The sequence below is a fragment of the Novosphingobium sp. 18050 genome (assembly GCF_902706195.1).
Taxonomy (GTDB): Bacteria; Pseudomonadota; Alphaproteobacteria; order Sphingomonadales; family Sphingomonadaceae; genus Novosphingobium.
Genome location: NZ_CACSJO010000032.1, coordinates 13,896 through 34,734, shown reverse-complemented (window position 1 = coordinate 34,734; position 20,839 = coordinate 13,896). Strand labels below are relative to the sequence as shown.

Annotated in this window: 18 protein-coding genes; 9 read left to right on the top strand and 9 right to left on the bottom strand. The window is 61.6% G+C overall.

What is annotated here, in order from left to right; all coding sequences use genetic code 11:
• Positions 1-3: 3 nt before the first annotated feature.
• Positions 4-2,328 (bottom strand): TonB-dependent receptor, encoded by a 2,325-nt coding sequence (locus GVL61_RS21430; RefSeq protein ID WP_159982752.1) that lies wholly within the window; start codon positions 2,326-2,328, stop codon positions 4-6.
• Positions 2,329-2,553: 225 nt separating this feature from the next.
• Here GVL61_RS21430 and GVL61_RS21425 point away from each other — a divergent pair, with 225 nt between their 5' ends.
• Together GVL61_RS21425 and GVL61_RS21420 are read left to right on the top strand one after the other, a co-directional pair.
• The gene (locus tag GVL61_RS21425; protein WP_159982750.1) at positions 2,554-3,609 is read left to right on the top strand and encodes an AraC family transcriptional regulator; all 1,056 of its coding nucleotides are present in this window, start codon (positions 2,554-2,556) and stop codon (positions 3,607-3,609) included.
• A gap of 190 nt (positions 3,610-3,799) precedes the next feature.
• Positions 3,800-4,021, top strand: a complete 222-nt coding sequence (locus GVL61_RS21420; protein ID WP_200844913.1) for a hypothetical protein — start codon at positions 3,800-3,802, stop codon at positions 4,019-4,021.
• 86 nt (positions 4,022-4,107) lie between these two features.
• On the opposite strand, the gene GVL61_RS21415 is transcribed toward GVL61_RS21420, so the two are convergent.
• Together GVL61_RS21415 and GVL61_RS21410 are read right to left on the bottom strand one after the other, a co-directional pair.
• Positions 4,108-5,232, bottom strand: a complete 1,125-nt coding sequence (locus GVL61_RS21415; RefSeq protein WP_159982748.1) for a Gfo/Idh/MocA family protein — start codon at positions 5,230-5,232, stop codon at positions 4,108-4,110.
• A gap of 35 nt (positions 5,233-5,267) precedes the next feature.
• On the bottom strand, positions 5,268-5,711 hold the full coding sequence (locus tag GVL61_RS21410; protein WP_159982746.1) for a cytochrome c family protein: 444 nt from the start codon (positions 5,709-5,711) through the stop codon (positions 5,268-5,270).
• 147 nt (positions 5,712-5,858) lie between these two features.
• On the opposite strand from GVL61_RS21410, the gene GVL61_RS21405 reads away from it, so the two are divergent.
• From GVL61_RS21405 to katG, 6 genes are all read left to right on the top strand, one after another.
• Positions 5,859-8,069, top strand: a complete 2,211-nt coding sequence (locus tag GVL61_RS21405; protein ID WP_159982744.1) for a PQQ-binding-like beta-propeller repeat protein — start codon at positions 5,859-5,861, stop codon at positions 8,067-8,069.
• A complete protein-coding gene (locus tag GVL61_RS21400) occupies positions 8,066-8,833 on the top strand; it encodes a hypothetical protein (RefSeq protein ID WP_159982742.1) in 768 nt (255 codons plus the stop codon). Before GVL61_RS21405 ends, GVL61_RS21400 begins: the two co-directional genes overlap by 4 nt.
• 46 nt (positions 8,834-8,879) lie before the next feature.
• Positions 8,880-9,611, top strand: coding sequence for an alpha/beta hydrolase (locus GVL61_RS21395; protein ID WP_159982740.1), 732 nt, complete (start codon positions 8,880-8,882; stop codon positions 9,609-9,611).
• A gap of 416 nt (positions 9,612-10,027) precedes the next feature.
• Positions 10,028-10,192 carry a TRIC cation channel family protein gene (locus tag GVL61_RS25500; protein ID WP_368667140.1) on the top strand — a complete coding sequence of 55 codons (165 nt, stop codon included), beginning with the start codon at positions 10,028-10,030 and terminating at the stop codon, positions 10,190-10,192.
• A complete protein-coding gene (locus GVL61_RS24845) occupies positions 10,123-10,335 on the top strand; it encodes a TRIC cation channel family protein (protein WP_235037824.1) in 213 nt (70 codons plus the stop codon). The genes GVL61_RS25500 and GVL61_RS24845 overlap by 70 nt, the downstream gene beginning before the upstream one ends.
• Positions 10,336-10,884: 549 nt before the next feature.
• Positions 10,885-13,122: a catalase/peroxidase HPI gene (katG, locus tag GVL61_RS21385; RefSeq protein ID WP_159982738.1), complete on the top strand. Its 2,238-nt coding sequence runs from the start codon at positions 10,885-10,887 to the stop codon at positions 13,120-13,122.
• 123 nt (positions 13,123-13,245) lie between these two features.
• Here katG and GVL61_RS21380 read toward each other — a convergent pair whose 3' ends face one another.
• The 3 genes from GVL61_RS21380 to glmS all read right to left on the bottom strand — a co-directional run bounded on the left by GVL61_RS21380 (position 13,246) and on the right by glmS (position 16,008).
• Positions 13,246-13,596: a hypothetical protein gene (locus tag GVL61_RS21380; protein WP_159982736.1), complete on the bottom strand. Its 351-nt coding sequence runs from the start codon at positions 13,594-13,596 to the stop codon at positions 13,246-13,248.
• Between the two features lie 79 nt (positions 13,597-13,675).
• A complete protein-coding gene (locus tag GVL61_RS21375) occupies positions 13,676-14,077 on the bottom strand; it encodes a hypothetical protein (protein ID WP_159982734.1) in 402 nt (133 codons plus the stop codon).
• Positions 14,078-14,184: 107 nt separating this feature from the next.
• Positions 14,185-16,008, bottom strand: coding sequence for a glutamine--fructose-6-phosphate transaminase (isomerizing) (gene glmS, locus GVL61_RS21370; RefSeq protein ID WP_159982732.1), 1,824 nt, complete (start codon positions 16,006-16,008; stop codon positions 14,185-14,187).
• Positions 16,009-16,172: 164 nt separating this feature from the next.
• On the opposite strand from glmS, the gene cls reads away from it, so the two are divergent.
• Positions 16,173-17,573, top strand: a complete 1,401-nt coding sequence (cls, locus tag GVL61_RS21365) for a cardiolipin synthase (RefSeq protein ID WP_159982730.1) — start codon at positions 16,173-16,175, stop codon at positions 17,571-17,573.
• Positions 17,574-17,916: 343 nt separating this feature from the next.
• Here cls and GVL61_RS21360 read toward each other — a convergent pair whose 3' ends face one another.
• The 3 genes from GVL61_RS21360 to GVL61_RS21350 all read right to left on the bottom strand — a co-directional run bounded on the left by GVL61_RS21360 (position 17,917) and on the right by GVL61_RS21350 (position 20,721).
• Positions 17,917-18,804 carry a LysR family transcriptional regulator gene (locus GVL61_RS21360; RefSeq protein WP_159982728.1) on the bottom strand — a complete coding sequence of 296 codons (888 nt, stop codon included), beginning with the start codon at positions 18,802-18,804 and terminating at the stop codon, positions 17,917-17,919.
• A gap of 397 nt (positions 18,805-19,201) precedes the next feature.
• Positions 19,202-19,408 carry a ferredoxin gene (locus GVL61_RS21355; RefSeq protein ID WP_159982726.1) on the bottom strand — a complete coding sequence of 69 codons (207 nt, stop codon included), beginning with the start codon at positions 19,406-19,408 and terminating at the stop codon, positions 19,202-19,204.
• Positions 19,405-20,721 carry a cytochrome P450 gene (locus GVL61_RS21350; protein WP_159982724.1) on the bottom strand — a complete coding sequence of 439 codons (1,317 nt, stop codon included), beginning with the start codon at positions 20,719-20,721 and terminating at the stop codon, positions 19,405-19,407. Before GVL61_RS21350 ends, GVL61_RS21355 begins: the two co-directional genes overlap by 4 nt.
• Between the last annotated feature and the right edge of the window lie 118 nt (positions 20,722-20,839).

The window sequence follows — 20,839 nt, the reverse complement described above, 5'->3', positions numbered from 1 at the left end:
GCATCAACGGAACTTCACCCCTACTTCCACGCCATAAGTCACCGGGGAATTCCAGACCGAGCCGGTGCCCAACGTGTTGAAGAGGACCTGTGTCCGATAACGCCGGTTGGTGACGTTGTCCCCGAAGACCGCGATCGTAAACATGTCCGCTGGGTCGGTCCACTGCGCACGTAGGCTCAATACCTCGTAGCCCTTCTGACGAAACTGCTGTTCCGGGTCGAAGTAGAAGCTGGACGTGTAGTAGAGATTACCTGAAAGCAAAGTCCGACCGCCCGCAAGATCGAAGCCATAGCTCGCGCCGATGTTGCCGGTGAACTCGGGCGCGCGCTGCATCTTGTAGCCCGATGCATCGATCGAGGCCTGGACGATACCGCCTGCGCTCTGGGTGCCGGAATACGCACAGTTCATCGGATTGGAAAAGTCGGTGACCGCCGGGTCGCAGTACCCGTAGTACGGTGCATTCGGGAACGACTTGTATCGCGCATGGGTCCAGGCCACGCCCCCGTTGATGTTGAAGTCGCGGCTGATGGCATAGCGGACCTGAGCTTCCGCGCCGTAGATTTCCGAGGACGCAGCGTTGCGGATCTGCGCCGCGCCGTCCTGATAGCTGGACACCTGAAGATTCTTGTAGTCGTAATAGAAGCCCGCAAGGTCCACCTGCAGTGTCCGGTTGTCGAACTTGTACCCGACCTCGAAGGCGTTGATCTTCTCAGGCTTGACCGGCTGCTGCGAATAGCCACCCACGTTGAGGATTCCCGCCTTGTAGCCGCGTGTGAACGAGCCGTAGACGCTCGATTCTTCGCTTGGCTTGTAGCGCAGCACCACGCGCGGAATGAAGCTGTCATTCTTCAGCGTATTCACCGCGACCCGGTCCCCCGAGCTGCCGGTGAACGGCACGTTCTGTCCCTCGGGACCGGTGTAGCCGGTCAGCGGCGTGGTGAAGTTGGCGGTGAAATAAGCATCGCCGACCACGTCATGGCTATAGCGGCCACCCAGGGTGACAAAGAAGCGGTCGTTGACCTCGTAGGTCGCGTCGAGGAAAGCCGCGTAGGACGTTGTCTTCGTGCTCGAACCGCCGAAGGGGGAGAACGGCGCGCCACCGAACGAAGCGCCGATCGTCCAGGTGTCACGAATCTGGAAGTAGTTCAGGCCGGCAGTCCACTGCAGCCGCCCGCCCGGCTTGGAATTCAACAGGAACTCCTGGCTCCAAGTCTCGTCATTGACCCCAACGAAGATGTTGAACGCCGGGATCGCGGTCGCGTCAAGATCACCATAATAGGGCGAAAGATCCTTGCGGTACTGGGTGTAGCTGGTGAGGTCCGCAAAGCCGAGATCCGCGCTGATGGTTCCCTGAAGGGCATCCGAATTGGTACGGAAGCTGAGCGGCTTGTTAAGCAGCACTTCGCCAGGCCTTGTGGCGTAGGCCGAAGCGGGCGTGCCGTAGCCGACGAGCGGCAAGCCCTTGGAACTGGACACGCCGTATATCGCAAGACCGGCAGGCGAAACCTTGCCGAAGAATCCGGCACCGCCGCTCTTGTCGACATAGGCGTTCACAAGCTGGGTGGTGGGGTCGTCTGTCTCCGCATGGACCCAGCGTAACAGAACCGAGACGTCGTCGGTCAGTTCCGCCTTCAGCCCGACACGCAGCGACCAGTTCTCGTACTTTCCGACTTTGTCGTCATCGTTGCTGACATCGGTGATGTATCCGTCACCGCGCCGATATAGCCCCTCGATGTCCAGCGCTACGCGATCACTAATACCGTAGGTCACATAAGCCTGTGCCTTGAGCGAGTTGAAGCGCCCGTAGCTGACCTTGGCCTGCGCGCTCGTTTCGGTACTTGGCTCGGCAGTGGTGACGATGATCGCGCCGCCAGTCGTATTGCGGCCGAACAGTGTACCTTGCGGACCTTTGAGTACCTGGATGCTGCGCACGTTGAGCAGGTCGAAATCCGACATGTATGTGTTGGCCTGGAAAAAACCGTCGACATAGATGCCCACGTTCGGCCCGCCGCCCGAAGTCGTGATGGCCGTGCCGACGCCCCGGATCGTCGGCTGTACCGCCGGCCCTTGGGAGTCGAAGCGCAGGCCCGGCGTCAGCTTTGCGGTGTCCGAAAGCTGGCGGACGTTGGCGGACTGAAGCTGCTCCTGCCCAAGCGTAGTCACGCTGATCGGCACGTCTCGGGACACCTCCTCGCGCCGCTGTGCGGTAACGATGATTTCGTTGGCGACATCACCCGTGCCGCTGTCCTGCGCCATTGCCGGGAACGCCGAGATCGCGGCGGCCATGGCCAACAGCGAAACGGCGGCCTTCATTACGGGTTCAGTCATCGTTTCCCTCCGGCGGACCGTGCCGGTCCGTGAATACTGCGCGCGGAAGGTTCGTCGGTTATTGTTCGCAACCCCCTCCCTGTCATAGGCTCATCTGCATTAGTTTTGCAGGCGTGGCTTGACCAATGTGGCCAAAAGAGGCAGCCAACGTTCCTGCCAAAAGTGCTGAACAAGCGAAAAATCGCTGATCGCCGTGCATTCACAGCAGCGCAAAGGGGGAGCCGGATGTCACTGATCGCCGACGCGGAATTTGTGAAGCTCAATATTCCGCTGTTGCGCCATTTCCCGGAAGTGGTGAGCACTTTGGGCGGAAATTGCACCGAGATACTAACATTGGCAGGCATCCGGCCCGAAACCTTCCGCGACGATGCCGTCGACCTGACCTACCCCGAAGCGATCCGGCTGCTGGACACAGCAGCACGCCGGCTTGAATGCCGAGACTTCGGGATGCGCCTGGCTCTGCGTCAACGCGGCGGTGCGATCTTCGGGCCACTCGGCCGCACGATGCGCAATTCGAGAACGTTCGGCGATGCCCTTCGCTTCGCAAGCGAAAACATCGGTGCTCACAGCCGCGCAGCACGCGTCTGGCTGCAAACCGGGCCCGAAGGTACGGTGTTCGCCGGTCACGAACTATTCCTGGAAAGCAGCGGCGAACGTATCCAGGCCATCGAGCAGATCCTGTTGATAGGGCACCTCGAGGCGATGGAAATGACCGGCGGCTATGCCCGCGCGCGCTGCGTCCACTTCCGCCATGAGCCGAAATCATCCTCCGGGAACTATCGCCGTTATTTCGGCTGCGAAGTGCGCTTCGGGGAGCCAGCCGATGGCCTGACGTTCTCGGCGCAGGATTTGTCCAGCCCCGCCCTTAGCCAGAATGAAGACGTCCATCGGGAGTTGACTGCCTATATCGAAACGCATTTCCCGAAGAGGAGACTGCCTTTCAACGCGGAAGTGAGCGGCCTCATCATGCGCCGGCTCACACACGGCGATTGCGCTAGCAGCGAGGTCGCGCGCGCGCTGAACATCCATAATCGCACTCTGCGCCGCCGCCTCAAGGACGAGGGTACGACCTTTCAGGAGGTGAAGGACGACGTGCGCCGTGATCTGACCCTTTACTACCTGCGCCAGACCCAGATCGATTTCCGTCGCATTTCCGAAAAGCTGGGCTTTGCCGAGCAGGCCGTCTTCTCGCGAAGCTGCCGCCGCTGGTTCGGACAATCTCCCACCCAGCTGCGTGCGGCATCGGCTCCGTATGCACGGCGCCAAACTTTGCCCTCATAGGTAAAGCCACGCCCCGGCGATTGCGCGATTATGCCTGCCAACGGGGAACCAGCGAAGGTCCGGGCCTGCCCAACCGCGCGTGGATTCGCGAGGACGAACGGGATATGGCCGATGCAGACCAGAAGGGCGTCATGGACATCACCGACGTCGAGCAATCGATGGCGAACCCGACTGCTGGGTCAACCAGGACATGGGCTGGATCAACGGGTTCAGCTTCGACGAGGAAGGCGCGCTGACCGACCCGCACCTGTGCGACGGCCTCTACCTGAGCCTATCGCGCGGCCACATCTACGACGGCCGCGCGAGCGAGATCGGCATGCACCGCGCCTATGGCTACGGCGCCACGGTGGCCGCGTGGAACACCGACTACCTGGCGTTATGGCCGGGCAATCTTCACCACAGCTATCAATGAACGAGGCGCAACCCACGAGATGATCGCACGGGAAACGATTTCGGGCAGGACGTTCTGCCCGCAATCGCCCAAGCCCGCCCAGCCTGCTATGCGATTTCAGTCATCTTGACCCAGCGCCGCTCAGCCGAGGAAAGGCGTATAGCTTCCTGGACGCGTTCGATTTCCCAAGCCTGTGCAAAATCGGGATGAGCCTTGCCCTTCCCTGCAATCGCACCGACCATCGCCTCCATCGACAGCGCCATCGGGTAGCAGGGCGGCACCGGCATGTCGGCATCGATGCTCACTTGCGATGCCCGGAACAGCGCATCCGGCAGGTCAACGCGCTGCAAGCCTTTATGGCCCCGCACGTCGCCCGTAGCCAGTGTACCCGCGTAAAGGACGGTGTCCTTCGCGGTGGGAAAACTGGGTGCCTCGATCACCATCCGCCCTTCGCTGCCGTAAAAGTCCAGATGCCAGCCGCGCCCCAGCGGAGCGTTCCACGAGACCTGGAACTGAAGAACCATGCCGCTGGCGAACCGCACTATCATGCTGGCGAAATCGCTGGTTTCGGGCGTGATCGCGCTGCCGTCTGGAAAGCTCCATCGGTCCAACAGACGCTGGTCCACCGCCACCAATTCCTCAACGGGACCGAACAGGAAATAGAGCATGTGCAGCGCATGGCTGCCCAGGTTGCGCACCGCCGACACGCCCTGCCCGCCTTGCGCGAACCAGTTGTAAGGGAAATGCGGATCGGGCCGGTTGAACAGCGACATGTTGAACACGCAGGTTCCGCCGAAAGGCTGCCCGAGGAACCCATCGTCTATCATCTGCCGGGCAACCCGGTTTGCCGGCAGCCATTGCCCATAGGCATCCGCTACGGCCACCGCCCCGCTTTCGGCCGAAGCGTCACGCAAGCTGCGGGCGCTTTCCAGATCGGCGGCGAAGGGAATCCCGTTGTACACGTGCTTGCCGTTGCGCAAGGCCGCCAGCACCATGGAATGACGAATGTTGGGGCGGGTGCCGCAATCGAGAATGTCGATTTCGGGATCGGCAGCCATCGCTTCCGCATCCCAGAATGCGCGCGCTATGCCATGTGTCCGAGCCGCCGCTTCGGCGGTCTCCTGCCTCGACGTGCAGATGGCGGTGACTTCGACGCCGGGTACCGCGCGCCATGCCGGCAGATGCGCGAAAGTACCCCAATTCGCACTGATGATACCGACTTTCAGGACCATTCTTCCTTTTCCCTCTTTCGCTTCGTGCAGCCTGCTCATCGCAGGCTTGCGAGATATTCCACCAGGTCGCCGCGCTGTTTCGCGTCCGGCATCGCGACCACCATCCGGGTGCCGGGCACCAGCTTATCAGGACCCGACAAAAAGCTGTCGAGATTGGCCTTGCTCCACGTCAGCTCCGAGCGCTTCAAGGCGGCTGAATAGGCATAGCCGGTACTCCCGGCCTTGCGCCCAACCACGCCGTTGAGGCCGGGGCCCATAGGCCCTGACTGTTCCGGCCCCGCATGACAGACCTGGCAACGCTGCCGATAGATCACCGCGCCGCGTGCCTGTGCAGGCGCATCCGCCAGCGCGGCCCCTTCCATCGCCAAGGCTACAACACATAGTGCTGCGATGGCGCAAAGAAGTCTCGAAAGACTGCGCTCCGCCATCGTCATGCCCATCTCGAATACGCACTCGATACCGCCGTGACCGTAATGCATCGCGTTGATTTCACCATTTTTATTCTGACCTCCAGCAACTTCACCGGGACGGCGATGCCTTCCTCGCCCCGATTGAACCGTAAAATCTAATGGACAGTATGTCTTGCACAATACAGTGTGTACACAAAATACTGATGGTGAGAGACAATGACGACAGGCAGACGCCCCCCCTTCGCCCGCATCGTGCTTGCAACGGCAATCGGCGCGCTGGCCGCCAGCTATGCCTCGGCGGATATCGGACAGCCGGCTGCGGTCATGTTCAAGCCCATCAGCTTCAACGACGCCCAGGTTCGGCATGGACGGGAACTCTATGATGCGCGCTGCGCCGCATGCCACGGCGCAGACCTCAGCGGCACCGCTTCGCGCCCGCTCAAGGGTCGTACCTTCATGGGGCGGTGGGGCGGGGGCGGCAGTTCGCTAGGTGCCCTGTTCAAGTACATCCGCGACACCATGCCGCCCGGCGGCGCCGGTTCGCTGTCGCCCGACGAGATCTCTGCGCTGATGGCCCTCGTGCTCAGCGAGAACGGCCTCAAGCCGAGCGGAGAGGTGTTGTCGAGCGACTATCGCACACTCCAGACCCTGCGGTTGCCCTATACGGGCGACACAAGCGGCGGCCTTTCGCTTACGGCCACCCTGCCCCCATGGCCGCAGGCTCCGAACCCGGCGGCAACTCTGTCGCCGGTGACCGATGCGATGCTACAGGCGCCTGCGGACGGCGACTGGCTGAGCTGGCGGCGCACGTTGGACGGACATGGCTTTAGTCCGCTGGCCGAGGTCGATCGCACCAACGTTCGCGGTCTGCGTCTCGCATGGTCGTTCAATCTCGCCGCCGGGCCCAACGCGGCGACGCCACTGGTCCATGACGGCGTGATCTTCGTTTACAGCAACCGCGATCAGGTCGATGCGCTGAACGCGGCCACCGGCGACGTACTCTGGACCTACAAGCGCGCCCTGCCCGCCGCCAGTTCCGGCCTGCCCATGCGGGTAAAGCGCAACATGGCGCTCTACGGCGAACGGCTCTATCTCGCGACCGGCGACAACCAGATGGTCGCGTTGGACGTAAAGACCGGCGAAGTGGCATGGGAAAGCGCGACCGGCCCGGCCTCGGGCGGCCCCCTGGTAGTGAACGGAACGGTCATCGAAGGCCTGTTCCGCGGCGAACGAATGCCGCAGCAGGCCTCTGTCAGCAGCGAGCCCGCAGCGCATGACCCCGCCAAAGTGAAATGCGTAACCTGCGGCGGCTATGGACGCATCCTTGGACTTTCGGCCACCGACGGCAAACCTTCGTGGAGTTTCAACGCGGTGCCGCAGGCCGGCGAGCCGGGCACGCAGAGCTGGAACGACATCCCCTTCGAGCAGCGCAGCGGCGCTTCGGTTTGGACGACGGGGTACTACGATCCCACACTCGATCTCGTCTTCATCGGCACAGGCAACACCTACAATACAGCACCTCTGGCCAAGCCGATCGGCAAACGCGGCACAACCAACGACGCGCTTTACACGGACACCACGCTGGCACTGAAGCCGGAAACGGGAAAACTCGCTTGGTATTACCAGCACCAAACGAACGACCAGTGGGACCTCGACTGGGCCTATGAACGGATGATCATAGACTTGCCGGCGAAAGGCAAGACGACGCGGACTGTCGTGACGGCAGGCAAGATGGCGATCATCGACGCGCTGAATGCAGCGACGGGCAAGTACCTCTTCTCACTCGACGCCGGGCTGCAGAACGTTGTCACCGCGATCGACCCGGTCACCGGGCGCAAGACCGTCAATGCCGCGCTCGTGCCCGGCGAAGGCAAAACCGCGACCGTCTGCCCGGCACAGAACGGCGCCAAGAACTGGATTCCGGGATCTTACGATCCCCATAGCACGACGCTGTTCCTCCCGCTCAACGCGGCCTGCATGGTCATGGAACCCGTCGATCCGGGTGAGATGTCGCCCTTGTCGAGCGGCGTGCGCTGGAGCGTGGCCCCGCGCCCCGACAGCGACGGCAGATATGGCCGCGTGCAGGCATTCGACCTCGTCACCCGCAAGACCCGCTGGATCGCGACTCAGCGCGCGCCCATGACCAGCGGCGTGCTGGCGACGGCGGGTGGACTGGTCTTCGCGGGCGGTCTCGACCGCGTGTTCTCGGCCTACGACAGCCAGGACGGCAAGCTGCTCTGGTCGATGAAACTAGGCGACGTGCCGACCGGAGCACCGATCAGCTTCGCGGTGGACGGCCGACAATACATCGCGGTCGTCGCCGGATACGGGACGATGCTGTCGGGCGGATACCTGCCGCTGGTCCCCGAGATAGCCGTGCCGACCACGCCCAGTTCGTCCATCTACGTCTTCGAGCTGACCCGATGATCCGGCATGCGACATCGGCGCTGGCCGGCACCGCACTCCTCTCCCTGCTGCCGGCGACGCCGGCGATGGCGCATGAGCGGCCAGACAAGCTTATCGCGTTGATCGGCTCTCGGGGATGCGACATGCCCGCGCTCGACTCCCGGCTGGACGTGATAGGCAGGCAGCTGGCCGACGACCGATCCACACACCGCGTCAGCATCGACCGGCCTGCCGATCCGGCGGCTAACCTCGACCTCATGGGCAAGCCGTCGACCTTCGCCGGCGCGATCGAGGTGAGCGCGGCATCCTCACGCCTGCAGGACCTGTCACGCCGCATCGCAAGCGGTCTCGGCCAGCAATGCCCGGTCGATATCTACCTGGTGCGGGAACGTCGCCTGCTCGATACTGCCGAGACGCTGCAGGCCGGGCACCCCTCGTCCACAGTCAAGGTGCTGGTCACCCTGACACGCAAGCAGGGCACCACGTCGGATGCCTTAGAGCGGGAATGGGGAGGCCCCCATGCACAGCTTGCCCTGGCCTGGCGCAAGGAAAGGGGCGGCGCTGGATACTACGTCCAGAATGTCGTGGTGCGAACCCTCGGGCGCGATGCCCCGGCGCTCGACGGAATCGGTGAAAGCGAAGGCCCTGGAGGCAGCCCGCCCGATGCGCATGAACGCGAAGGCCGGATAAAGACGGCAGCGCATGCAGCGACCTTCCAGGACATGTCGAAAGCCGCGATGTTCGTCGCGCGTGAAACCGTTCTGAAGCGCCCCCCAGCCCCTTAACCGCGCCTTCAAACATATCTCACCCACACTCAAGGAGGACCTACCGATGAAGACATTCGTTCTGGTACATGGCGGCGGCCATGGCGGCTGGTGCTACAAGTTCGTTGCCGGGATTCTTCGAAAAGCCGGCCATGTCGTGCACACACCATCGCTTCCGGGTATGGGTGAACATAGTCACCAGCTTCACCAAGGCATCGACCTCGACACTCACATCGAAGACGTGGTGCAGTTGCTTTTCCATGAAGACATCACCGACGCCATTCTGGTCGGCCACAGCTACGGCGGGATGGTCATCACCGGAGTGGCCGACCGAGCGACCGACCGTGTCGGTCACCGGGTATACCTCGACGCAGCCTATCCGAACGACGGCGAGTCGCTCCACGACCATGCCTTCGCAATGATCGATCCCTTGCGCCCCGGCATGTATATCGTGGACGGTGTCGAACTGGTGATGAAGCCCGACCCGGCGTTCGCTGGCTTTTTCGGCATACACGACCCAATCCTCGCCGAATGGACGAATAGCCGACTTACACCGCAGCCATGGAAATGCTTCACCCAGAAGCTCCATCTGACGAACGAACAGCGAATGCGGGCGGTGCCGGAAACTCATATCATTTGCACATCCACCATTTTCGGCCGGGACATGGCAATCCTGACCAACCGGTCCGAAGGACGGGTCTGGGACATCGACACGGGGCACGACCTCATGCTGACCGAACCAGCATGGGTTGCGGATCGCTTGCTGGATGTTTGTAAAACCCGCGCCGGCCCGACTTGATCGCGCCAACCCTTCTCGTCAGAGCGCGCCCTGATCAACGTTCGCAACCTCATCAAAACGATAGCTGGGATCTTAGCTCAGACTCTCGCCGTAATCCCTGCCGACGTAACTGCCGAACCGGCTATCGGTCGTCCAGTGAACGCCGACAAGCACACTCGAGGAGATCGGCTATACGCGGGCGGGCGTCGGGGGAACCGGCGTCGTCGGCGGCAACCATCCGGCGGCTTATTCTAAGGCCAAGACGAAGGGCCGGCTGAACGAACCGCCGGTCAATCACAGCCCGCATTTTGCGCCTCTCCTGCACCTAACGCTCGAAACCGGCGTAGAAGAAACGGTCATCGCCGCGATGGCGTGAAACGCAACATAGTGTCGGCTGTTTGGACGGCGGCATGATCGAAGCGTAGGCAACCGATGAACTGCTGCGTACGATCGTTCTCGATCTTGGCGGGACTTTCGCCTTTGTACTCAGCGGCGCGATGGCGGGGGTCCGGCGGCGGTTCGACATCTTCGGGTGCTCGATGCGGCCGGTTTGGCGCTTTTCGCCGTCGCGGGATCGGAAAAAGCGCTGGCTTACGGGTTGAGCCCAGTCATGGGGGCGTTGCTGGGGATGCTGACTGGTATCGGCGACGGTGTTGCCCGCGACGTACTATTGGGCGGAAGCCTGCTGCATCTGCCTCTCATCATCAACACGCTGGCGGCGGTAATCTGCTCGGATTGCGCATGATGGCAATCCGGCGGGACTGGCGTCTACCGGGCGCGCTTGGGACCGATGAGACGGGGCGCCCTTACGGATACCTCGGCGACGGGAGAGGCGCCCTCCCTATATGGTCTTTAAAAAGATTCGATCGTTTCGCCCGATCGCGGCGTCAACCTCCCACTACGCGGTTGCCATTTGACGCACAGCGCGGTTCAAGGAAGGCTATTCCTAGCCTTAAGACATTTATCCATATGATCTTTAAAGGGTAAATGAGGCGCAATGATGTTCCAATCTCGTCCTTATCCGCCCAGTTAAACCACCTTGTGACGCAATTAACCGTATCGAATAGCCATCATTCTTACGCCGGAAAATTGCGACAAAACCGTCTGGAACCTGCCGCCCCTTCGGACTACACTAAACTGCAGGCAACAAATGGAGCCGCCGCGACATATGTGAGTCGTCACCCCAAAGACTGTTTTAAACGAATGGCAATCGAGCATCTCTGATGCAGTATCGGTTCTGCGTATGCACCACGATGATCGAACTTGCGCCAAAATAACGTAGGAGAGATGCGGCATGGATGCGAAGACAGGTGATATGAGCTGTCCGATGGGCAAGCCTGCGGCCACGCGATCATTGCTGGGACGTACCAATCGCGACTGGTGGCCTGAAAGCCTTTCGCTGGAAGTTCTCAATCAAGGCGGCCTCTCGCCCGATCCCATGGGCGACGCTTTCGATTATGCCGAAGCCTTCAACGATCTCGACTACAATGCACTCAAGGCCGACTTGAAGGCCCTGATGACTGATAGCCAAGCCTGGTGGCCTGCCGATTACGGCAATTACGGCGGGCTCTTCATCCGTATGGCATGGCATGCTGCGGGTACATACCGCACGGCCGACGGGCGCGGCGGGGCCAACAGTGGCCAGCAGCGTTTCGCCCCGCTGAACTCCTGGCCTGACAACGGGAATCTCGACAAGGCGCGGCGGCTTTTGTGGCCGATCAAGCGCAAGTACGGCAAGAATATCAGCTGGGCCGACCTGTTCATCCTCACCGGCAACGTCGCGATCGAGACGATGGGCGGGCCCATCTTCGGCTTCGGCGGCGGCCGGCGCGACGTCTTCGAGCCGGAACGCGATATCTATTGGGGCACCGAAGAGCAGTTTGTCGGCCACCCCGACAACAAGACCCGCATCCTGCCCGAAGAAGAGCTGGAGCTGGAGAACCCGCTCGCCGCCATCCAAATGGGGCTTATCTACGTCAATCCCGAAGGCCCGGGCGGTGTTCCCGATCCTTTGCAATCGGCGCGGGACATCAAGGTCACGTTCGAGCGCATGGCGATGAACCATGAGGAGATCGTCGCGCTGACCGTGGGTGGCCACACCTTCGGAAAATGCCATGGCGCGGGTGATCCCAGCCTCGTGAATGCTGCACCTGAGGCGGCCGACATTTCGATGCAGGGCCTGGGATGGGCAAACGATTTCGAGAGTGGGTTTGGCGGGCATACCACGACCAGCGGTATCGAGGGTTCGTGGGTTAACACGCCCACCCAGTGGTCCGAGAACTATTTGCGCCTCCTGTTCGACTACGAATATGAACTCGTTCGCAGTCCTGCAGGTGCTCAACAGTGGCAGCCGATCAACCAGAAGCCAGAGGACCTGGCACCGGCAGCGCACGACGCCGCGCTGCGCGTGCCAACAATGATGACCACGGCCGACATGGCGTTGAAGATGGACCCTGAATTCCGGGTCATTTCGTTGAAGTTCCGTGAAGATCATGAAGCCCTCAAGGATGCATTTGCGCGGGCTTGGTTCAAGCTCACGCATCGCGACATGGGGCCCAAGGTTCGTTACCTCGGGCCGGAGGTGCCGGAGGAAACCTTGATCTGGCAAGATCCGGTGCCTTTGGGCAAGACCCCGGCGGACGGCGACGTCGCCGCGTTCAAGAAGGCAATCCTTGGCGCGGAGTTCACTCTAGGCCAATTGGTCAAGACAGCCTGGGCCTCGGCATCATCCTATCGCAGGTCCGACCATCGCGGCGGCGCCAACGGCGCGCGCGTTCGCCTGGCGCCGCAGAAGGACTGGACGGTCAACGATCCGGCTGAGCTGGGAGCCGTCCTGGCGAAGATTGATGGGCTGCGCGGCAGTCTCTCGATGGCCGACGCAATCGTGCTGGCCGGCACTGCGGCTGTCGAAAAAGCCGCCAGGGACGCGGGCTTCACGATCGAGGTTCCGTTCAAGGGCGGTCGAGGCGACGCAACGCAGGAATGGACTGACGCCGACAGCTTTGCCGTGATGGAACCTCCGGCGGACGGTTTCCGCAACTACCTCAAGACCAAGCATTCGGTGAAGACCGAGGAGCTTTTGCTCGACCGTGCTTCGCTCCTCGGGCTTTCCGTACCGGAAATGACCGTACTGGTGGGCGGTCTGCGCGTGCTGGGTGCCAATCACAAGGACGCACCGGAAGGCGTATTCACTGACCGGAAAGGCCAGCTGACCAATGATTTCTTCGTTAACCTGCTGGACAACGACACTTTCTGGAAGGTGGTCGATGAAAGCGCCGACGAAGAGTTCATCGGCTACGATCGCGGCGGAAAACAGGAAAAGTGGCGGGCAACCCGCACCGACCTAATCTTCGGCGCGAACAGTCAGCTGCGCGCCGTCGCCGAGGTTTACGCCGAGGTGGGCAATGAGGAAAAGTTCGTTCGGGACTTCGTGAGCGCCTGGACCAAAGTGATGAACGCCGATCGCTTCGATTTGCCTCAGAACCCCGATAGCGTGGAGCCTGCGGGCATCGCCGAACCCGTCACCCAATAATAGCGAGGAATGCCCCGCCGGCATTATTTCGGGCGGGGCATTCGTTGCGGAGCGGTTGAAACTCATAATTCGCGGATAGAGCCCGGCTGGGCGCGTGACCGGCGCAAAAAGGTTGACGGCGCATTAGCGGTTCATCGCATATGTGATAATAAGCGAGACGACCGTCATCAGCGACATTGCCGCGATGAAGGTGATGTCCGCGATCCTTTCCATCAGATGCAGGCGTCTGACACTACCTACGCGCAATGCGAAGTAGGACGTAAGTGTTGCGACCAGAAAGAGTGTGGCATCAAGGGCCAGAAGATCGTCCGCGATCGTTGACGTGCGCCCGACGACGATCACAAGATGCAAAATGCCGATCGCAGTGAGGCACACGCCAGACATGCCCGCCGCAATCGGGCAAACCATGCGGCAGGTCCTCTCGTCGATCGCCGCCACTGATCGTTTGCGTATCCCAGTATCCACATCTTTCATCGGCTACTCGTCCTGGCACTGAGATAATCGTTATTTGGATGCGGCCTTCCATTCACGACGAGCCCGGTCGGAGTATCAATCAACGCGAAGCAGGCCGATAGGGAACAAAGGGGCCGAGCCCCACGGTGCCGCTCTGCATGCGGGTGCCGCTGTCCAGCAGCCGGACGATATCGATACTGCACAGTTGATCGGAATGGGTATCGGTGACGAGCACGTTGTCGCGGCGCAGGGCCGATGCACCGGAGCTGGGCCGGTTCACGTAGATCGTACCGTCGTTCATCCGATAGACGATCGCGGTGCCGTCCACGATCTGCGACGATGAAATCGACATCTGTCGGATACAATCGGTCTGCGCGCCTGCAGTACGGCCGGCGGTGATCTTTGCAATCTGGGCATCCGGGCTGATGCGGGGCGCAGCCTGCGCGGCGCTCCCAAAAAGCAACAGGCCGCAGGCTACAAAAATTGGTATAGACTTGAACATGTCGTGATCCTTTCCGGGTTTGAGCATCGAGTAAGTCTAAATCCGCCTGCCCATCCTTACGATGGCCGCTGGGTTAAGAATTCGACAGATGCACCCGCTCCGCCAGTTCACTCCACCGTGACCGACTTGGCCAGATTGCGCGGCTGGTCCACGTCCGTGCCCCTGGCAAGCGCCACGTGATAGGCAAGGAGCTGTACGGGAACCGCATAGACCAGGGGGGCGATCAGCGGGTGGACCTTGGGCATCGTGATCGTCGCGAAGCAGCCGCTTCCCGCCGCCTCGATCCCGTCGTAGTCCGAAATCAGAACGACCTTGCCGCCGCGCGCCTGCACTTCATGCATGTTCGAAACGGTTTTCTCGAATAGCGGGCCGCTTGGTGCGATGACGACCACCGGCACCTGGTCGTCGATCAGGGCTATCGGTCCATGCTTCATCTCGCCGGCGGCATACCCCTCGGCATGAATATAGCTGATTTCCTTCAGCTTGAGCGCGCCTTCCAGCGCCAGCGGATAGTCCGCGCCGCGCCCCAGGAACAGCACATCGCGCGCCGAAGCGATCCGCGCGGCGACACCGGCAATGGCCTCCTCATAGGCAAGCGCGGCGTTGAGCGCAGCGGGTGCCTCTGCCAGATGACGCACGATATGCTGCTCGTCCACACCGGCCAGTTCGCCCCGCGCCAGCGCAAGGTTCGTTGCGAAAGCGGCCAGAACCGCAAGCTGGCACGTGAACGCCTTGGTCGATGCGACGCCGATCTCCGGCCCCGCATTGGTTGGCAGCAAAAGGTCCGCCTCGCGCGCCATCGTGCTGGACGGGACGTTGACGACCACGGCAATCTTCTGCCCTTCACCGCGCGCATGGCGCAGCGCCGCCAGCGTGTCCGCCGTCTCACCCGACTGGCTGATAAAGAGCGCCAGTCCGCCCTCCTCCATGCGCGGTTCACGGTAGCGGAACTCGCTCGCCACATCGATGTCGACAGGAATCCGGGCGAACTGCTCGATCCAGTAACGCGCCACCATGCCTGCATAGTAGCTGGTGCCGCAGGCCACGATCGTCACGCGCCGGACACCGGCCAGATCGAATTCCGGGATGGGCAGCGAGACACTGCCGTCCAGCCGCCGCAGATAGGACCGTAGTGTCTGTGCCACGGCGACCGGCTGCTCGTGGATCTCCTTGTGCATGAAGTGGGCATGGTTGCCCTTGTCAGCCGCTTCGCTCATCACTCCGGAAACCACGATAGCCCGGGTCACGGCGCGGTTCGCGGCATCGAAAACCTGCGCCCCGTCCCGCGTCAGCACGGCCCAGTCGCCCTCTTCGAGATAGGCGATCCGCTGGGTCAGCGGCGCAAGCGCCAGCGCGTCCGAGCCGAGATAGGCCTCGTCTTCGCCATAACCCAACACTAGCGGGGAGCCCTGACGGGCACCAATCAGCAGGTCGGGATGCTGGCGAAACAGGATTGCGAGCGCAAAAGCCCCCTGTAGCCTGGGCAGGGTCTGCTTCACGGCATCGACAGGTGCCGCGCCGCCCTCGACCAGTTCGCTTATCAAGTGCGCGACGACTTCGGTATCGGTCTCGCTCTCGAACAGGCGGCCGCGGGCGATGAGTTCATCGCGCAAGGACTTGAAGTTCTCGATGATGCCGTTGTGGACGACGGCGACCTCTCCGGTAGCATGAGGGTGCGCATTGGCCTTCGTCGGCGCCCCGTGGGTGGCCCAGCGGGTATGCGCGATGCCGGTCGTCGCAGCCAGCGGCTGTTCGGCAAGGACCCGGCCCAGGTTGATCAGCTTGCCCTCGGCCCGCCGGCGCACGATGCGCTCACCCTCGACCCCGGCGATACCGGCGGAATCATAGCCGCGATACTCAAGGCGCCGCAAAGCTGCGAACAGGCGATCTTCAACCGGGCTGCCGCTGACGATTCCTACGATACCACACATCCTGCGTCCCCTTTTCTGCCCGCGAACCGGCGCGGACCAAGCCTGACGAGAGCACATATGAACCGGCATGTCTGTCGGCCGACTGGAGGCCAGATTAAACCTCTGTCATGCAGCGCCGTCGAGAGAGGGCTGGAACGTAGGAATTTCGGCCCTAGGATCACCCGATGACGATCAGCCTTTTCTCGCAGTCCGGCGCGCTGTTCTATGCCTGCGAGTGGCTGGTGCGGATCGCCATGCTGCTCATCGTGCCCTCGCGCCGCACGCCCGAAGCCACGCGCAGTTGGCTGCTGCTGATATTCTTCCTGCCGATCCCCGGCGTCCTGCTTTACCTCGCCATCGGCCGCCCCCGTTTCCCGACATGGCGAGCGGAGCGTTTCGAACGTGCAAAAGCGGCCCTTGCCCCTGCGGTGGAGCGACTGCAGCCCGCTCCCACCCCTTGCGATGTAGCAAGCCTTGCAGCCAGACTTGGCGGGATGCCCTCGGTATCCAGCAATGGCGTGGAACTGCTGACCGACTATGAAGGCACTATCGACCGTCTCGTCCTGGACATCGACAAGGCGCGCAAACACGTCCGTATCCTGGTCTACATCTTCGCCGACGACGCTACTGGGCGGCAGGTCGCGGCCGCCCTCGCCCGCGCCGTGCAGCGCGGCGTAACGGTCCACGTTCTGGTGGACCCGGTCGGGTCGCATCGCTGGCTGAAGGGCTCCATCGCCCTCCTTCGCGGCGCCGGGGCGCATGTGCGGGAAGCGCTGCCCTTCCACTGGCTACGCGGCCGCACGCGGCGGGACATGCGCAATCACCGCAAGCTGTTCCTGATCGACGGGGAGATCGGTTACGCAGGCTCGCAGAATATCGTCGACAAGAATTTCAGGCCCGGCGTCGAGAACCGCGAACTCGTCGCACGCGTGACCGGCCCCGTGGTGGCGGAAATGACAGCCACGTTCCTTACCGACTGGTTCCTCGAAACGGAAACCATGCCCGAAAGCGATATTGTCGTTCCCGCCGCAACGGGTACGGCCGAGGCGCAGCTTCTCCCCAGCGGCGCGAACTATCCGCTCGAGGGCTTCCAGACGCTGCTGACCTGGCAACTGCAACGTGCCGTCCGCCGGGTCATTATCACCTCACCCTATTTCATTCCCGACGAACCCCTGCTGTGCGCGATGCGCACTGCGGTGATGCGCGGGGTGGAAGTGAACCTCATCGTCTCGGCCGTGGTAGACCAACCGCTGGTCGCCCTTGCCCAGCGATCCTATTACGCGGACCTCCTGCGTTCAGGGGTCAAGATCCACTTGTTTCGCCAGTACCTGCTGCATGCCAAGAACGTGAGCATCGACGGCGAACTCGGCATCGTCGGATCGAGCAATGTCGACTTGCGCTCGTTCCAACTCAACGAAGAAGTGAGCCTGCTTTTGCATGATCGGGCCAGCGTGGCCGCGCTCGAGGCGATTCAGGCGGGCTCCATCGCCCACGCCGATCGCCTCTCGCTCGACAACTGGCGCCGGCGTCCGCTCATGCGCAAAATCGCCGAAAACATCGCCCGTATGGTAAGCCCGCTGCTGTGAGCACAGTTGTGTCAGCGTACTCCAACGTCGTCTGTACCCCTCGAGATTGCCCTCCACATTCTCATCATACGCAAGGAAGCCTATGTCCCTATTTTCGCCAGCGCCCGTGGCTCGGCGGAAATTTGCCTCGACAAGCGCGAGGCCGCCGCATTCAGCAAGATCTGGCACAGGCTGACAAGCAACAGCAGCGTCGCCCGCCCAAAACGGCTTCAACCTGCTTCTACAAAGCCGCCAACGCTGGTTTTGCGCGGCAAAGGACACCAATTTGAGCCCCTTGGCAGAAGCGCCCCCCTTCTCGGTTTCATCCGACCTCGTCGCTCTGGAACTAGCTGATACCGCTCGATCAGATAGCGCCGGGCTCAGCGTAATGGTCGATGAACGCACGCTGGGCAGCCGACATTCCTCGCCGCGTTGCGAACACCATGTGGAGAAGGCCTTCGGTCGTATGCAGCTGAGATAGTACTCGTTCGAGACGCCCATGTGTCAGATCTTCACGGCAGGTAAGTTCATGGAGAAGCGCGATACCCATACCGTTCACCGCAGCTTCGCGAACGATATGGGAATCGTTGCTGTACATGCGAGGCCGATGAACCACGCGGTGCATTGTGCCGTCTTCTTCGATCATATCCCATCTATGTTGCTCGGCGTGTTCTCCAACTGTCAGCGTTGGCAATGACGGCAGCATCTGCACTTCAATGGGCCCGATTTCGCTCAAAAAGCCCGGGCTTGCGACCAGGATGCGCTGGCCGCGACCGAACTGCCGCATGGTAAGGGAAAGGTCGGTATCCTTCTCCACGTCCGCACGAAGGGCAATATCGTAGCCTTCCTTGATGATGTCGACCCGGCGGCTGGTGATGTGCATCTCCACTCGAACCTGGGGGTATTGGTCAAGAAACGCCGAGAGGCGTTCTGCACCGAGGTAACGAGCGACGCCAGGCGGAGAACTGATACGCAGCAGACCGGCGACGTCTTCCCTTGCGCGATCCGCGATAACCCGTGTTGCTGCCAGGCTGTCGGCGATAATCTCGCATTGCCGATAAACTTCCAGTCCCACGTCAGTGACGCGGACGCTGCGGGTCGACCTTTCCAACAGCCGGGTTCCGAGTTCCCGTTCAAGTTTGACGACCCGCTTCGACAGCTTTCCGCGCGCTTCGCCCGTTGCACGTTCCGCTGCGGAGAACCCACCATGCAGCACAACCATGGCAAAGCTCTTCAAGTCCTCAAGGTCCACGTTCAGCTCCAGGCGATCACTCTTCAATCACATGGTCGCATGTTCCGATGGAGAAGGGGAACCCCGTCCTGCTTCGATATCGGCGTCATGCGCCAATTTCTGCGTCCAATGAACATGGCACGCCACGTAAGGTGAGCAATGCGACTAGCCCTTTTTGCGTCATGGGCGGCACCCCATCGTCAATGCCTTGCCCGCCGAGCATTGATCCACTCCCGACCGCCTGTAATCCGCCGCGCCCCGCCGATCGCGGCCCGGCGGGGGTAAAACACTCATCAAAATACCTGCTTTCGCTGGCCGCCGATCACCTTCGACGCGCCATGGGCGTGCATCAGCGGCGCACTATTTTTCGACTGCGCCGCAGGGGCAGACGTTAATTCCGACGAGCCCTTCCCCGGGCTCAGACCGCTGAGGAATCTCCGCTTATGGAAATCGCTTGCGCCGGACACTGACTGACCGCCCGGCGTACCAGATCCTCAAGCTCTGGCGGTACTTCGCTAACCAGCACAGTGGCGTAGCCGTCTTCGTGCAGTTCAAACACCTCCGGGCAGATTCCGACGCAGATTCCGAAACCCGCGCAGAGATCCGTATCGACATGGACATTCATCGCGGAGCGGCCTCTACCGGATCGAACTCCAGGGCGATGTGCGTCAATCCACGCAGGATGAACGTGGGCAAATAGCTGTAGCGCCGAGCGTCGGCCGGTCCGTGGACCTTCTCGGAGATGCGGATGTCGCTGGTCCGATCGAACATGCGATTGAGGCTTACAACCGCTTCGGCCCGCGCCAAAGGAGCGCCCGGACACGCATGGCGGCCAGCGCCGAATGCCACATGCAGGCGGGCATTCTTACGGTCCAGCTCGAATTCTCCGGGGTTTTCGAACTTGCGCGAATCCCGGTTGGCGGCGCTGTTGGCGATGTAAAGGAAAGCGCCGGCGGGAACATCGACCCCTCCTACGCTCGTCGGCTTTTTCGCCAATCGGAAGTCGCCCTTTACGGGGCCCTCAATTCGCAGGCATTCCTCGACGAAATTGGGGATGAGACTGCGATCCTCGCGAAGGCGTTTCTGAAGGTCAGGGCGTTCGCCCACCACCTTGAAAGCATAGCTTAGCAAACGCACCGTGGTTTCTTGGCCGGCAGCGAACAGATTGGCCGCAATCCGGGCAACATCGAGCGGCTCCGGCACCTCACCGCCGGGGAAGGTGGCCTTGGCGAGCCCGGTCAGGATATCCTCCCTGGGATTTTGCCTACGGTCCTCGATGTATTTAGAGAACGTATCGTAAAGCCAGACGAGCGGCCCATGGTTGACCTCGCCGTCCGTACCGCCGACCACGGCTCCGCCACTTTCCTGCTCCACGCGGATCAGGTGCTTGCGGAATTCTGTGCGATCCTCGGGAGGCACGCCCAGCAGATCCGAGACAACGAGCACGGCGAAGGGCTGGGCGAAATCGTCCATGAACTCGCACTCGCCACGGGAAATAAACGTGTCGATCTGCTGCTCGGCCAGCTTCCACATGAACTCCTCATTCTCTTTGAGGCGTTTCGGCGTGATCAGCGACATCAGCAACGCTCTATGGGCGGAGTGGGTCGGCGGATCCATGGTCGGAAGCTGATCGCTGAAGGGGGTCTGGTCGCGGTAGGTTTCGATCAGTTCGGAAATGTCTTCGTTTTCGTGACCTGCCAAAGGAATGGGGCAGCCCGCGAACGGTCCTGTCGTCGACATGCAGGACGAGAACCGGGCGGGATCGTTGTAGACTTCGAGCGCTTCGGCGTAGCCGGTTACCATGACGATACCCTGATGCGGCTCGCGGACCACCGGCGACTGTTCCCTCAGGTAATCGAAATAACCGTACGGATCATCGATAAACCGATCGCTGCGGAAGAAATCATGGGCTTCAAACTCGCCGGGCATATCGTTCATGTTCTCTCCTGCAACTCGCTGCCCGCATACTCCGGACTCACGATCGGCTCGAAGCCGGTGGCAAGTGTAACGCTGTCACGACGCATCTGCTACCAGTTAGCCCCGTTCAAGAAGAGCA